General features: G+C 72.2%; 11 protein-coding genes. 8 read left to right on the forward strand and 3 right to left on the reverse strand.

The features are described 5' to 3' along the window. Window positions 1-32: 32 nt before the first annotated feature. Complete coding sequence (locus tag ACZ4EF_RS13740; RefSeq protein ID WP_355349153.1) at window positions 33-716, reverse strand: TetR/AcrR family transcriptional regulator; 684 nt, start codon at window positions 714-716, stop codon at window positions 33-35. Window positions 717-835: 119 nt separating this feature from the next. On the opposite strand from ACZ4EF_RS13740, the gene ACZ4EF_RS13745 reads away from it, so the two are divergent. Continuing rightward, window positions 836-1846 carry an SDR family oxidoreductase gene (locus ACZ4EF_RS13745; protein ID WP_467504432.1) on the forward strand — a complete coding sequence of 337 codons (1011 nt, stop codon included), beginning with the start codon at window positions 836-838 and terminating at the stop codon, window positions 1844-1846. Window positions 1847-1859: 13 nt separating this feature from the next. Here ACZ4EF_RS13745 and ACZ4EF_RS13750 read toward each other — a convergent pair whose 3' ends face one another. Next, entirely contained in the window at window positions 1860-3836 is a 1977-nt protein-coding gene (locus tag ACZ4EF_RS13750) for a glycoside hydrolase family 76 protein (protein WP_467504434.1), read from the reverse strand. A gap of 419 nt (window positions 3837-4255) precedes the next feature. Between ACZ4EF_RS13750 and ACZ4EF_RS13755 the strand changes: the two genes are divergently transcribed. The 6 genes from ACZ4EF_RS13755 to ACZ4EF_RS13780 all read left to right on the forward strand — a co-directional run bounded on the left by ACZ4EF_RS13755 (window position 4256) and on the right by ACZ4EF_RS13780 (window position 12875). Then, a complete protein-coding gene (locus ACZ4EF_RS13755; protein WP_467504436.1) occupies window positions 4256-5611 on the forward strand; it encodes a M20/M25/M40 family metallo-hydrolase in 1356 nt (451 codons plus the stop codon). A gap of 182 nt (window positions 5612-5793) precedes the next feature. Then, window positions 5794-7248 carry a YfcC family protein gene (locus ACZ4EF_RS13760; RefSeq protein WP_467504463.1) on the forward strand — a complete coding sequence of 485 codons (1455 nt, stop codon included), beginning with the start codon at window positions 5794-5796 and terminating at the stop codon, window positions 7246-7248. Window positions 7249-7418: 170 nt separating this feature from the next. Next, window positions 7419-8459 carry an alpha/beta fold hydrolase gene (locus ACZ4EF_RS13765; protein WP_467504438.1) on the forward strand — a complete coding sequence of 347 codons (1041 nt, stop codon included), beginning with the start codon at window positions 7419-7421 and terminating at the stop codon, window positions 8457-8459. A 123-nt stretch (window positions 8460-8582) separates the two neighbouring features. Continuing rightward, window positions 8583-9074 (forward strand): DUF5709 domain-containing protein, encoded by a 492-nt coding sequence (locus ACZ4EF_RS13770; RefSeq protein WP_467504440.1) that lies wholly within the window; start codon window positions 8583-8585, stop codon window positions 9072-9074. 278 nt (window positions 9075-9352) lie between these two features. Next, a complete protein-coding gene (gene glgX / locus ACZ4EF_RS13775) occupies window positions 9353-11530 on the forward strand; it encodes a glycogen debranching protein GlgX (RefSeq protein WP_391049858.1) in 2178 nt (725 codons plus the stop codon). A 226-nt stretch (window positions 11531-11756) separates the two neighbouring features. Further along, a complete protein-coding gene (locus ACZ4EF_RS13780) occupies window positions 11757-12875 on the forward strand; it encodes a P1 family peptidase (protein WP_467351021.1) in 1119 nt (372 codons plus the stop codon). 90 nt (window positions 12876-12965) lie between these two features. On the opposite strand, the gene ACZ4EF_RS13785 is transcribed toward ACZ4EF_RS13780, so the two are convergent. Next, window positions 12966-14243 carry a glycosyltransferase gene (locus ACZ4EF_RS13785; protein WP_467504442.1) on the reverse strand — a complete coding sequence of 426 codons (1278 nt, stop codon included), beginning with the start codon at window positions 14241-14243 and terminating at the stop codon, window positions 12966-12968. Window positions 14244-14561: 318 nt separating this feature from the next. Here ACZ4EF_RS13785 and ACZ4EF_RS13790 point away from each other — a divergent pair, with 318 nt between their 5' ends. Continuing rightward, window positions 14562-14837 (forward strand): GlsB/YeaQ/YmgE family stress response membrane protein, encoded by a 276-nt coding sequence (locus ACZ4EF_RS13790; RefSeq protein WP_355349126.1) that lies wholly within the window; start codon window positions 14562-14564, stop codon window positions 14835-14837. Window positions 14838-14946 lie beyond the last annotated feature (109 nt).

Genomic DNA, 14946 nt, shown 5'->3' on the forward strand with positions numbered 1-14946 from the left:
CGGGGGTCGAGGGCTTGGACGGTGTCCCGGCGCTACTCGGGCACGCGGCGTGCCAGCAGCCCGCTGGCCAGGACTTCCAGCGTCTCGCGGACCGTCGCGGCGAAGTCCAGCCGCAGCGCCTCGAGCGCCGGGTCGGCGTCATAGGCGGCCAGCATCGCCGCCGACGGGTGGGCGTGCGTCCACACGGCGCCCGTGACCATCACGGCCGCGCCCGCGTACCGCAGCGCGTCGCCCTCGCCCAGTTCCGGCACGTGCCGCCGTACGAGCTCGGCCAGCGCGTAGACGTTCCGGACGGCGGTGCGCTTGTAGTCGGCGGCGACCTCGGGCGAGACATTGCGCTCCAGCACGGCGGCCTGGGCGCCGGTCAGGTCGCAGAACACCGGGCGGACCGCCAACGACCCGGCGAGGACGGCCGCCACCTGGTCGCCGCGGTGCCGGGGCGGCGCGCCGGGGTCGACCTCGTCGTCCAGTTCGGGTCCGAGGTGTGCCAGCCACTCCCGGAAGGCGACGTCGAGCAGTTCGAGCAGCACGGCCTCGCGGGACTCGAAGTAGCGCAGCACATTCGACTTCGCCAGGCCGACGCGGCGGCTCAGCTCGTTGAGGCTGACCTCGGCCACCGGCATCTCGGCGAGCATCGCGGACGCGGTGTCCAGGATCGCCTGGCGGCGCTGGGCGCGCTGCTCCTCGCTGCGGGCGCGCTGGAAAGTCGTGGGCATGCCCACATTCTACGGACCTGCGGTCTGTTGTTATCGGACCGCCGGTCTGATAGCGTGAAACGTAACAGACCACCGGTCCTTTATTGAGGTGTCCCGGCACGGACACCGAAGGAGTCACCATGTATGTCGTCCCCGACCTGACCGGCCGGAAGGCCGTCGTGACCGGCGCCAACAGCGGCACGGGCAAGGAGGCCGCCCGCCGCCTCGCCGCCGCGGGAGCGCAGGTGATCATGGCCGTACGCACTCCGGAGAAGGGGGAGCGGGCCCGCGCCGAGATCCTGGAGCGGCACCCGGACGCCCGCCTGGAAGTGCGCCGCGTCGACCTCGCCGACCTGGCGTCGGTCCGCGCGTTCGCCGACGGCGTGCTCGCCGACCCCACCCCGCTCGACCTGCTGGTCAACAACGCGGGCGTGATGGCCCCGCCGACCCGGATGACCACCGCCGACGGCTTCGAGCTGCAATTCGGCAGCAATTTCCTCGGCCCGTTCGCCCTGACCGTCCGGCTGCTGCCCGCCCTGCTCGCCGCCACCGCGCCGCGCGTGGCGACCATGAGCAGCGGCACGGCCGCCTACGGGCGGATCGGCTTCGACGACCTCCAGTGGGAGCGGCGCCGCTACCGCCCGAATCTCTCGTACGCCCAGTCCAAGCTCGCCGACCTCATCCTCACCCGGCAGTTGGCCGCCCTCGCCGCCGACCGCGGCTGGAATCTGCTGAGCACCGCCGCCCACCCCGGCTACACCACCACCAACCTGCAAACCGCGGGCGCGAGCCTGGGCGGCGAGCCGTCACGACTGCACAGGCTCGGCAGGCGGCTGGACTTCCTGCCCCGCCAAGGGGTCGAGCAGGGCACGGAACCGCTGCTGTTCGCCGCGGCCGATCCCGGAGCCGTCGCGGGCGGCTACTACGGCCCGGGCCGACGCCTCGGCCTGGTCGGCCCGACCACGACCGCGCGCATCACCCGCAGAGCGCTCGACGCCACGACCAACGCCCGGCTGTGGGCGGCGGCCGAGCGCCTGACCGGTGTCACCGTGCCCGAGACCGCGCCGACCGGGACGACCGGGCCAGGGAGGACCATGCGCGAGACGACCGCGCCCGGGACGACCGCGCCCGCGACCCCGCCCGGACCCTGAGGTCCGCGCCGCCTCAGCCCGCCGCCAGCAGCGCGCTGAGCGCACTGGCCTGCGTACGCCAGTCGCGCACATTGAGATGGTCCGTGCTGCCCTGGCCCGACCAGCGCTCGCCGAGACGGTTGAGCGAATCGCGGTCCGCCGACCAGATCGAGTTGCCCTGGGTGATGGCGAAGCCGCGATAGGCGCCGCCGGTCGCGCCGTTGAGGTCCTGGAGGTAGCGCATGAAGACGCCCTTGAACTGCTTGGCGTTGTCGTCGCAGGTCGCGTTCAGCGCGTCGCACTGCTCGGTGAGCAGCCCCGAGGTGACCAGCGACGGTGCCGAGGCCGCGGCGTCGGCCAGTTGGCGCGCCTTCGCCAGCGCCGTACCGTCACCCGTGGCCCGCCAGATCTCCACCGCGGCCCCGATCGCCAGGCCCTGGTTGTAACTCCACACCGTCTGGCCGTTGTTGGCGCAGGTACCGGTCAGCCCGTCGTTGACCAGCCCGGACCCGTTGATCAGACCGCTGTTCCTGAACCAGTTCCAGGACGTGGTCGCCCGGCCCAGCCAGGTCGTGTCCCCGCTGATCCGGTTGTGCAGCTCCGCGGTCAACCGCACGTACAGCCCGTTGGTCACCGCGTTCTTGTACGTCCGTTCGCGGTCCCACCACACCCCGCCCCCGCAGGTGCTGGTGTCCCACAGCCCGTTGACGTACGTGGCGATCGTGACGGCCTCGTTGAGATACGTGACGTTGCCGGTCAGGTCGTAGGCGTCGATCCAGGCCAGGGCCCACCACTCGGCGTCGTCGGTGGCCCGGCTGATGAAGTCGCCGTCGATCGGGTCGGAACTGCGGGCCCCGGCGGGGAAGGCGGCCTTGTTCACCTGGAAGGTGCGCGCCACCACCCACAGATAGCGAGTGTCGCCGGTCTGCCGCATGTAGTCGATCACCGTGCTGAGCGCCACCGCGGAATTCCACCAACTCGACGGCCAGTAGGCGGTGTTCGGGTCGTAGGAGTACATGAGGGCGTCGGCCGCCGCCGCGCTGCGGACCGTCGTCGGCCGCGCCCACGCGGTGCAGCTCCCGTTCTGGCCCTCGACGGCCCGGCCGCAGGCGCGCACCGCGCCGCCGTAGAGCTTGCCGAGCGGATCGGAGGTGTTGAACTCCGCTGTCCTGGTGCCCGACGCGCCGGACGGCACGGATGTCCGCCCCTTCGACGATCCGTCGGGCCAGCTCGCGCCGCCGTCCCACGAGCGGTCGAGCCAGATCTCGTCGCCCGCGGCGCCGCCGGAGACCGTGCCCCAGGCCATCCCCGAGTTGTCCATGTGCAGCGCGATGGTCCGCCCGTTGAGCGTCGCGTCCGCCACCGGCCGGGTGTCACCGGTGCCCGTGGACACATCGGCGCCGTCGCAGCGCGCGGCACACACGCTCAGCCGCGCCCAGCCCGTACAGCCGACGCCCTGCGCGTCACCGCACGCCCGCAGTACGGCGCGCCGGTGGTGGGTGGGGTCGTAGAGGTTGTACATCAGGGTGCGCGTGCCGGTCCAGGTCGACGGGATCGAGGCCCTGCCCAGCAGCCCGTCCCAGGTCGTCCCGCCGTCCCACGAGCGGTCCAGCCACACCGAGTCGTTGAGCTGTCCCGCGTCGATGGACGCCCAGGCCATGCCGTCGGCGTCCGAGACGTGCAGCGAGACCCGGCGCCCATTGAGGGTCTTGTCCGCCACCGGGAAGGTCTCCTGCCCCGCCAGTGACGGGTCGCGGGTGTCGCAGTAGAGCGCGCACACGGTCGTGGCGTCGCTCGGCGCGGCGAGCGCGACCGGCGACACCGTAAGCGACGGCTCCGTGGACGGCGGCCCCGTGGACGCCAGCTCCGTGGGCAAAGGCCGCGTGTGCGACGACCCCGCAGCCGCGGAGGACGACGAGCCGCCCGCAGGCGAGGCCGACGCGATGCCCGGCTGCGCGGCCAGGACGAGCAAGGCGAGGAGAAGAACGCGCCACAACCACCGTCTGCTCACACGACACCCCTGTCCGGGACCGGGCGGAACGGGTCACGCCGCGCTCGACCGCGCGGCACGGCAACTCCGGTCGAAGCGCGGGCACTTCACCGTTTCTCACGTTGCATTTCCACATTGAGACAGCGTTGTCATGCACAGTCAACCCCTTGGGTCACCCGCGTCCCACGGCAACCGTCCGCCGCGGCCACCGTGGCCCGTTCGGCCCATTAACGGCTGCGCCTCACCCGGACAGTCGACAGAGTGCTCGAAAGGACCGTCATGGCCCTGACCGCACCGGGGATTTCGGACGGCAGGGCGCGTCGGACCACGGACGCGATCGCACGACAGCGTGACCGCGCCACGGAAGCGATCGCATGACAGCGCGACCGCACCACGGAGCGGTCGGAAGACAGAGAACTCGGGATGAGGAGCACGCCGGTATGGATCTCGCCGCCACCGTCGACAGTCTGATGGAACAGCTCACCGCCGACCTGGTGCGGCTCGCCGAGATTCCCTCGATCGCCTTCCCTGGCTACCCCGCCACGGAGGTGAACCGGGCGCACGACCTGCTGGTCGAGCTCCTGAGGGACGCCGGGGTCGAGCACATCGAGCGGATCGACCTGCCCGACACCTCACCGGTCATCTACGCCGAGATCCCGCCGCCGACCCCCGACGCGCCGACCGTACTGCTCTACGGGCACTACGACGTCCAGCCGTCCGGCGACGAGTCGGCCTGGCAGTCGCCGCCCTTCGAGCCCACGCCCATCGAGGGCGGCCTGCGGGCCCGCGGCATCGCCGACGACAAGTCGAACGTCATGGCCCACCTCGGCGTCCTGCGCGCGTACGGCGGCCGGCCGCCGACCGGCGTCAAGATCGTGCTGGAGGGTCAGGAGGAGTACGGCAGCGCCTTCGACGACTACCCGCCGACCGACCCCGAGCGCTTCGCCTGCGACGCCATGGTCATCGCCGACATGGGCAATCTGCGGCCCGGCACCCCCACCCTGACCACCGGTCTGCGCGGAGTCGCCGAGGTCGTCGTGGAGGTGCGGACGCTCGCCGAGGCCCGGCACAGCGGCGAATTCGGCGGCGCCGCGCCCGACGCGCTGCTGGCCCTCATCCAGGCGCTCGCCTCGCTGCACGACGCGGCCGGTGACGTCACGGTCGAAGGGCTGCGCCGCGAGCCGTGGGACGGGGCCTCGTACACCGAGGAGGAGTTCCGCGAGCTGGCGACCGTGCCCGACGGCACACCGCTGATCGGCACCGGCAGCCTCGGCGAGCGGCTGTGGAGCGGCCCTGCCGTCACCGTGATCGGCATGGACACCCCCACCGTGGACGGCGCCGCGTCGGCCGTGGTGCCGTACGCGCGCGCCAAGCTCAATCTGCGCGTGCACCCCTTGCAGGACCCGAAGGAGGCCACCGACGCGCTGGTCAGGCACCTGCGCGAGCACCGGCCCTTCGGCATCGAGCTGACCGTGACCCCCAGCGACGCGGGCCCCGGCTTCGAACCGGCCACCGACGGCCCCGCCTACCGCGCCGCCCGCACCGCGCTGCGCGAGGGCTGGGGCGAGGAGGCCCAGCTCGCCGCCAGCGGCGGCTCCATCCCGCTGGTCAACGGCCTCGCCAAGGCCGTACCCCACGCGGAGGTGCTGCTCTTCGGCGCCCAGGACAGCATGTGCAATCTGCACGCCCCCAATGAGCGGGTGCTCTTCTCCGAGCTGCGCGGCGCCGTCATCGCGGAGGCGGCCTTCCTCCGGGAGTACGCGGCGGACTTCCGCGCGGCGGGCGGGGCGCGGTGAGCGGCGATACGGCGCCGGGCGCCGACGCGGCCGATGCCAACGGATCCACCGCGTACCGGGACACCGGGACGGCGGGGACCACGGACGGGGACTCCGCCGGCGGCTCCGGCACCGGCACCACGGGCGACGGCGAACCGGGCCGACAGCCGCCCAAGAAGCACAAATTCACCTTCCCCAGCGCCCTGACCATCCTCGCCCTGGTCACCCTCGCGGTGTGGGCGCTGGCGTTCCTGATCCCGTCGGGCGAGTACAAGCGGAAGGACACGGGCGCGCCCATCCAGGGCACGTACCACCGTGTCTCGTCCGGACTGAGCTTCATCGACCACCTCAAGGACCTGTTCCTCTCGCCGGTCAACGGCCTCTACGGCATCCAGAACGCCAAGACCGGCTTCGTCGCGCCCGACAACTCCGGTGACCTGTACGGCAGCGCGGGCGTCTTCCTGTTCGTGCTCGCCATCGGCGCGTTCATCACCGTGGTCTTCGCCACCGGCGCCCTGGACCGCGGCATCGCCCGCCTCGCGCACGCCCTGCGAGACCGCGGCGCGCTGCTCATCGCGGGCATCATGGTGACCTTCTCCGTGCTCGGCACGGTCGAGGGCTTCGCCGAGGAGACCCTGGGCTTCTACGGCCTGATCGTGCCCCTGATGCTGGCGCTGGGCTACGACCGCATGGTCGCCACCGGCGCGATCATCCTCGGCGCGGGCGTCGGCGTGCTGTGTTCCACGGTCAACCCGTTCGCGACCGGCGTCGCCTCGTCCGCCGCCGACATCTCGCTCGGCGACGGCATCGTGCTGCGCTTCGTGATGTGGATCGTGCTGACGACCGTGACGGTCGCCTACGTCGTCCGCTACGGCAAGCGCGTGCAGAAGAACCCCGACCGCTCCCTCGTCGGCTTCCTGCCCGGCGACCGGGAGCAGGGCGTCGACCGCGACCAGGAGCCGCCCGAGCTGACCGGCCTGCACAAGGCCGTACTGATGGCCGTCGGCCTGGTCTTCGCCTTCATGATCTTCTCGGTGGTGCCCTGGTCGAGCGCGCTGACCGGCAAGGCCGACGCGACCCCGTACGCCTGGGAACTGGACTGGTCCTTCGCCGAACTGGCCGCGCTGTTCCTGGTCGCCGCGGTGATCATCGGCCTGGTCGGCCGCATGGGGGAGCAGAAGCTCAGCGCCACGATCATCCAGGGCGCGGCGGACTTCATCTCTCCCGCGCTGGTCATCGTGCTGGCCCGCGGCGTCACCGTGATCATGAACAACTCCAAGGTCACCGACACCGTGCTGCACTCCATCGAGGGCGTCGTCTCCGGCACGTCCAACTCGGTGTTCGGGATCATCGTCTTCCTGGTCAACCTCCCGCTGGCCTTCCTCATCCCGTCCACCTCGGGGCACGCCACCCTCGCCATGCCGATCCTGGCCCCGCTGGCCGACTTCGCCGGGGTCTCGCGCTCGGTCGTCGTCACCGCCTGGCAGTCGGCCAGCGGCTGGATGAACCTCTGGGTGCCGACCACCGCCGTCACCATCGGTGGTGTGGCCCTGGCCAAGGTCCGCTACGACCAGTACCTGCGCTTCATCTGGCCGCTGCTGGCCATCCTCTTCGTCATGATCTGCGGCTTCGTCGCCGTCGGCGCGGTCGTCACCTGACGCTGGCGGGACTCCGTTTTGCCGGAACGGCAACGGAATTGGCCTGCACTCCGGCCGGGCCCGCACACTCGCGGCAACGGCTCACGGCGTGCCGGGTCTCCCGGCCCGTGCACGACGTACGCCGCAGGTCAGACCGCCGCGAGCGCGGCCCGAAGCTCCGGGAGGAAGCAATGGCGCAGGCCACCCGTCCACAGCCGACCCGTCCGCACTCCGCGGCCACCGAGGACCCCGCGGCCGACGCGCGGCACCGGCTGGTCGACGTGCCCGACGGCCGCATCCATCTGGTCGAGCAGGGCGCGGGACCGCTGGTCCTGCTCGTGCACGGCTTCCCCGAGTCCTGGTACTCCTGGCGCCACCAGCTCCCGGCCCTCGCCGCGGCGGGCTACCGCGCCGTCGCCGTCGACGTGCGCGGCTACGGCCGCTCGTCGAAACCCGCGGAGCCCGAGGCGTACCGCATGCTCCAGCTCGTCGCCGACAACGTGGCGGTCGTCCGCGCCCTCGGCGAGCGGACCGCGACGGTCGTCGGCCACGACTGGGGCTCGCCCGTCGCCGCCAACTCGGCGCTGCTGCGGCCGGACGTCTTCACCGCCGTCGGCCTGCTCAGCGTGCCCTACGCGCCGCGCGGCGGCCCCCGGCCCACCGAGGCGTTCGGCGCCATCGGCGGCGACGAGGAGTTCTACGTCAGCTACTTCCAGGAGCCGGGTCGGGCCGAGGCGGAGATCGAACAGGACGTGCGCGGCTGGCTCGCGGGCTTCTACGCGGCGCTGTCGGCCGACACGATGCCGGCGGCGGGGGAGAGCGACCCGCACTTCGTACCGCCCGCCGCCAAGCTCTCCGACCGCTTCCCCACCGGGCGGCTGCCCGGCTGGCTGACCGAGCGGGACCTGGACTTCTACGCGGGCGAGTTCGAGCGGACCGGACTGACCGGGGCGCTCAACCGTTACCGCAACGTCGACCGCGACTGGGCGGACCTCGCGCCCTGGGACGGCGCTCCGATCCGGCAGCCCTCGCTGTTCATCGGCGGCGACCTCGACGCCTCCACCACATGGATGGCCGGCGCCATCGACGCGTATCCGAGCACACTGCCCGGACTGGTCTCCTCGCACATCCTCAAGGGCTGCGGGCACTGGATCCAGCAGGAGCGCGCCGAGGAGGTCAGCGGCCTGCTGACCGACTGGCTGGCCGCGCTGCCCGCACCGCGCGAGGATTGAGGGGTACGCCGCACGGTCGCGGTGGGATGTCCACCGTTTCCGCCGCCGCACCACGGGCAGGCGACCGTCCGTGATGCCACCACCGGCATCGCGAATCCGCCGACCGACCAGGAAGAGGACACGATGTCCGACCGCATGACGGACGACGGCATGGGGGACGACGTCTACCAGCCGGACGGGAGCGAGATCCAGGAGGACGCGGGCCCGCTGGAGCCCGAGGACACCCTGGTCGACCGGGGCGTCGAGGACGTCCTGGACGAGGGGTACTCGCCGCCCGAGCGGCCCTTGGCCGTCGAGCAGAACGGCACCACGGCCGAGGAGCAGCGCGACGGCGACTCGCTGGACCAGCGGCTGGCCAGGGAGCGCCCCGACACCCCGCAGTTCCCCGACGGGGACGGCCTCGGCGACGCCGCCGACACCGACGGGGAACTGCTCGACCCCGAGGCGGGCGACCTGCGCGCGGGCCGGCTGACCAGCCCGGAGCAGTGGGTGGACAGCCCGGTCCAGGACGGTGTGGCCGACGACGTCGGCATCGACGGCGGCGCCGCCTCCGCGGAGGAGGCCGCCGTGCACCTCCTGGACGACCCGGAGGCCCTGCCGGGCGACGACGCCTGACATCCCCCGGCGCCCGAACCCGGACTCCTGACCCCCGGCGCCTCCACCCTGCGACAGCCGAACCCCCTCGACACCCGAACCCTCGCGACACCCCGAGCCCGACGCGGCTCGCGACAGCGACCTCCGGCCACCGCCGGAGGTCGCTGTCGTACGGTCCGCGACCGGTCCGCGAGGGCCTTCTGCGACCGTTCACTTCACGAACCCATGGCCTGAGATCAACGGGGTATGAGTGGGAGGACGTCGGATCGTCGCTCACGCAGGGTCGAGAGGGTCAGTGAATGCAGCAGTGGAACGGTCGTCCCTATCCGCTCGGAGCCACGTACGACGGCTCGGGCACCAACTTCGCCCTGTTCTCCGAGGTGGCGGAGAAGGTCGAGCTGTGCCTCGTCGATGACGCGGGACGGGAACAGCGCCTCACGCTGACCGAAGTGGACGGATTCGTCCGGCACGCGTATCTGCCGGGCGTCGGCCCCGGCCAGCGTTACGGCTACCGCGTGCACGGCCCGTACCGGCCGGACGAGGGGCATCGCTGCAATCCGGCGAAGTTGCTGCTCGACCCCTACGCCACGGCCGTGGAAGGCCAGGTCGACGGTGACGAGTCGGCGTTCGGCCACCGCTTCCACGCGCCCGAAGAGCAGAACACGATGGACAGCCTCGGCCACGCCATGCTGTCGGTGGTGACCGATCCGTCCTTCGACTGGGGGGACGACCGCGCGCCGGGTCACTCGTACCACGAGTCGGTGATCTACGAGGCGCACGTGAAGGGTCTGACGATGACCCACCCGGGCCTGCCGGAGCGAATACGCGGCACCTACGCGGGAGTCGGGCACCCGGCGGTCATCGAGCACCTGAAGGAACTGGGCGTGACGGCGATCGAGCTGATGCCGGTGCACCAGTTCGCGCAGGACGGCCATCTGCGCGACCGTGGCCTGTCGAACTACTGGGGCTACAACACCATCGGCTTCTTCGCGCCGCACAACGCGTACGCGTCGAGCGGGGTACGCGGCCAACAGGTCACGGAATTCAAGGAGATGGTGAAGGCCCTGCACAAGGCGGGCATCGAGGTGATCCTCGACGTGGTCTACAACCACACCGCCGAAGGCAACCACATGGGGCCGACGCTCTCCTTCCGCGGCATCGACAACGCCTCGTACTACCGGCTGGTGGACGACGACCCGCGGCACTACTTCGACACCACCGGCACCGGCAACAGCCTGCTCATGCGGCATCCGCACGTCCTCCAGCTCATCATGGACTCGCTGCGGTACTGGGTCACCGAGATGCACGTGGACGGCTTCCGTTTCGACCTCGCGGCCACGCTGGCCCGGCAGTTCCACGAGGTGGACCGGCTCTCGTCCTTCTTCGACCTCGTGCAGCAGGACCCGGTGGTCAGCCGCGTCAAACTGATCGCCGAGCCGTGGGACCTGGGCGAGGGCGGCTACCAGGTGGGCAACTTCCCGTCCCTGTGGAGCGAGTGGAACGGCGAATACCGCGACACCGTCAGGGACTTCTGGCGCGGCGAGGACGGCACACTGCCCGCCCTCGCCTCCCGGCTCACCGGCTCCTCCGACCTCTACGAGGACGACAACCGCCGCCCGCGCGCCGGGATCAACTTCATCACCTGCCACGACGGCTTCACGCTGCGCGACCTGGTCTCGTACAACGACAAGCACAATGAGGCCAACGGCGAGGACGGCAACGACGGCGAGAGCCACAACCGTTCGTGGAACTGCGGAGCCGAGGGCGAGACCGACGACCCCGGTGTGCTCGCGCTGCGCGCCAGACAGCAGCGCAATCTGCTGACGACGCTGCTGGTCTCGCAGGGTGTGCCGATGATCGCGCACGGCGACGAGATGGGCCGCACCCAGCGCGGCAACAACAACGTCTACTGCCAGGACAACGAAACCGCCTGGGTGAACTGGACGTTGGACGCCGAGCAGCGCGAACTGTTCGACTTCACGCGGCGGTTGATCAAGCTGCGCGCCGAGCACCCGGTGCTGCGCCGCCGCCGGTTCTTCCGCGGCGACACCGGGGGATCGGCCGTCGCGGACGCCGTGTGGTTCCGGCCGGACGGCGGTGAGATGTGCGAGGAGAACTGGCACCGCGGCGACGCGCGCGCCGTCGCCCTGCTGCTGAACGGCGACGCCATCACCGAGTCCGACCCGAAGGGCGGCCGGATCTCCGACACGTCCTTCCTGATCCTGCTGAACAGCCACTACGAACCGCTCGACTTCGTGATCCCCGAGCGCGAGTACGGCGGCCTGTGGCAGGTCGCCGTGGACACCGCGGCCGAGGCCGACGGCACCGACGAGTCCGAGGTGAAGGCCGGCGGCCGGATCCGGGTCCAGGACCGGGGCATGATCGTGCTGATCGCCGTGCAGCGGCCCACGGGCGGTCGCCTGCGGCGCGCCATCAAGGCGTCCCGCATGCCGAGACGGCGAGGAGCGCGCACCTGACACCGAGGCGGCAGTGACCGTCGATTTCACTCTTCGGTCAACTTGTTGCGTAAAAAACATTGAAGTTTACGTCGTTCTTCTGATGGGATACCCCTTGCTCCGGCGCGCCCTGACACGCGCCGGAGCACACCGACGTTCGGCCGCGGTCTCGTACGGTGAGGGGGCGGGCCGCGAGTACGCGGATGGCGCGGGCCCGCGTGATCGTGGCTACCTCACGGAGGACGACATGAGCGGCAGCGCACGGCCGGGTCCCGGCAACGGCCTCACCGACGTGGAGGGAGTGCGCGTCGGTCACGCCCAGCGGACCGGCGACGGCTGGCTCACCGGGACGACGGTGGTGCTGGCCCCCGAGGGCGGCGCGGTCACCGCGGTCGACGTACGCGGCGGCGGTCCCGGCACCCGCGAGACCGACGCCCTCGACCCGCGCAATCTCGTGCCGTACATCGACGCCGTGGTGCTCACCGGAGGCAGCGCCTTCGGGCTCGACGCGGCGGGCGGCGTGGTCGGCTGGCTGGAGGAGCGGGGCCGGGGCTTCCGGGTCGGCGGTCCCGGCCAGGTGGTGCCGGTGGTGCCCGCCGCCGCGCTGTTCGACCTCGGCCGCGGCGGCTCGTGGACGGCGCGACCGGGAGCGGAGACGGGCCTTGCGGCGGTACGCGCCGCGGCGGCGGCCCCGGAGGGCGCGCCGGTGCCGCAGGGCTGCGTCGGCGCGGGTACGGGCGCGGTGGCCGGCGGTCTCAAGGGCGGGGTGGGGACGGCCAGCACGGTCCTGGAGTCCGGCGTGACGGTGGCCGCGCTCGCGGTGCTCAACGCGGCCGGTTCCGTGGTCGACCCGGACACGGGCGCGCTCTGGGGCGCGAGGCCGGGCCCCGCCGCCGCGGAATTCGCCCCGTACGGCCCGCCCGTCGCGGCCGACGCCCTGGAGCGGGCCCGACGCCGTACGGCCGCCGCTGCCGCCGCGAACGCCGAGCGGCGGACCCACCCGCTCAACACCACGCTGGCCGTGGTCGCGACGGACGCCGTCCTCACCCGCGCCCAGGCGCGGAAGCTGGCGGGCACCGCGCACGACGGACTCGCCCGCGCCGTCCGCCCCGCCCACTCCCTGTCCGACGGCGACACCGTCTTCGCCATGGCGACCGGCCGCCTCCCCCTCGTCCCGCCGGGGACGGCCGACGCCGCCGACCCTGCCTTCGGCGTGCACATCGAGGCGGGCGCGATGAACGCCGTCCTCGAGGCGGGCGCCGACGTGCTCACCCGGGCCCTCCTGCACGCCGTCCTCGCCGCCGAGACGGTGGACGGACCGGGCGGCCTCTTCCTCTCGTACCGGGACGCGTACTACGGCGCCTGACGGCTTCGGCGCGGCTTCGGTACGGCGCGGGGGAGCGGTGGGGCTCCCGCCGCGCCGTACCGCGTACTCCGGCTTGCCGTCCCGGCGGGCTCAGGCTCCGTACGGGACCCCCGCGCGCGTCCTGGTCCTGCGACGGGCCGGGCGGACCGCGCGCACCGCGTCCTGGTGCACCCGCTCGATGAGCGCGCCGTAGGCGGTCACCATGCGGGTCTGGCTGAAGCGCTCGCGGCTGCGGGCCAGCGCCGGGGCGAAGTCGGCGGCCAGCGCCGCCGCCCGCGACCAGGCCGCGGCGATCGGCTCGGCCTCCGCCGGGGTGAGGAAGCCGTGCCCGGCGACCAGCTCCGCGCAGTCCCCGACATCGGTGGCCACCGGCACCGCGCCGCACATCATGCCCTCGATCAGGCACAGCGGCGCCGCCTCACCCGACGACGACGTCAGCGAGACCACGTCCGCGGCGGCGTACACCGTCTCCATGTCGTGCCGCACGCCCAGCAGCGACAGCCGCCGCAGCAGGCCGGGAGCGTCACCGAAGGCGGCCGTGATGTCCGCGGTCAGCTCCGGGTTCTCCGCGGTCATCCCGGCGCCGCACATCAGGACGTGCGCGCCGGGGTCCCGCCCGAGATGGATCCTGGCCGCCCGCAGGAACAGCGGCACGTTCTTCATCTCCGCGTAGCGGGCCACGAAGACCGTGACGGGCGCGTCCGCCGCGATACCGAGCGAGGACCGCATCGCGGCCCTGCGGACCGCGTCGGGCCGGAACCGCAGCAGATCGACGCCGTTGGGGATGACGTGCATCAGCTCGGCAGGGATGCCCGCGGCCACGTACGCGGCCCTGGTCGACTCCGCGCAGCAGACGCAGGCCCGCACCCGGCCCGCCGCCACCGCGGCGCGCAGCGCGTCCAGCGCGGGGCCCTGATTCTCCGGATCGGACCTGTGCAGGCACACCACCACCGGCCGGTACGGCAGCCCGGCCTGATTGAGCAGCGTGAGCGGCTGTTCCTTGAGCGAGAGGAGTACGTCGGCCGCCGCCGTCGCCCTGGCGGTGGCCGCGAGCTCCGACCGGCTGAACACGCCGCCGCCGCTCTCGTGGCCGCCCTCACGGCTGCCCGCCTCGGCGTCCTCCCGGCCTTCGCCGCCGAAACGGTCGCGCAGGGCCGACACCGGTACACCCGCCGCCGTGAGCGCCCGGTAGCAGGCGTCCTCGGACATCGGCTGCCTGGTCGCCTCGCGGTGCATCTCACCCTCGATGCTCAGCACCGCGTGCCGCTGCGCGCCGCCGCTGAGACCGCGCACGACGTCGCTGTGCAGAATCCTCGCACCGCCGGAAAAGAAGCCCTCGTAGATCGACAGCACACGCAGTTCGTTCATGACGCGCACCCATCGCAGGTCCCGCTCTGCGGGAAATCGACAAACCTGGTTGACCAGCGGATTAGCCGCGATGGGACCACCTAAAACTTGCGCGCGTGTGAATTCCAGATTTCACCGAGTGACGCTTTCTGTAACGTGCGGTGCGGATATGGAAATATGCACACCGAGGGGCGCCCGGCGGCCGGGCGACAACCGTGCCGTATTCCACACGGCCGGACCGGGCGGCGTGCCCCGACTCCGGTGCCCCCGCCCGGTGTTGACCGCCGCGCGGTGCGCACTCGTGTGTGTGACCCGCGGGTCACAGGGCAGACGGCCCCTATGGGAATCATCAGTTGGGTCATCCTCGGTCTGCTCGCCGGGGCCGTCGCGAAGATTCTGCTGCCCGGTCGCGATCCGGGCGGCCTGATCGGAACCATCCTGATCGGCGTCGCAGGGGCGTTCGTCGGCGGCTGGCTGTCCGCCAAAATTCTCGACAAGCCGGTACAGCACCACTTCTTCGACGCCGCCACCTGGGGCGCGGCGATCGGCGGGGCGCTCGTGCTGCTCATCCTCTACCGCATCTTCTTCGGCGACTCGCGGGACGCGAGGCGCTGACCACCGGTCACCCGGGCGGGGGGGGGGGGGGGGGGGGGGGGGGGGGAGGGGGGGGGGGGGGGGGGTGGGGGGGGGGGGGGGGTGGGGGTGGGGGGGGTGGGGGGGGGTG

This window comes from Streptomyces sp. NPDC025721 (genome assembly GCF_055558595.1).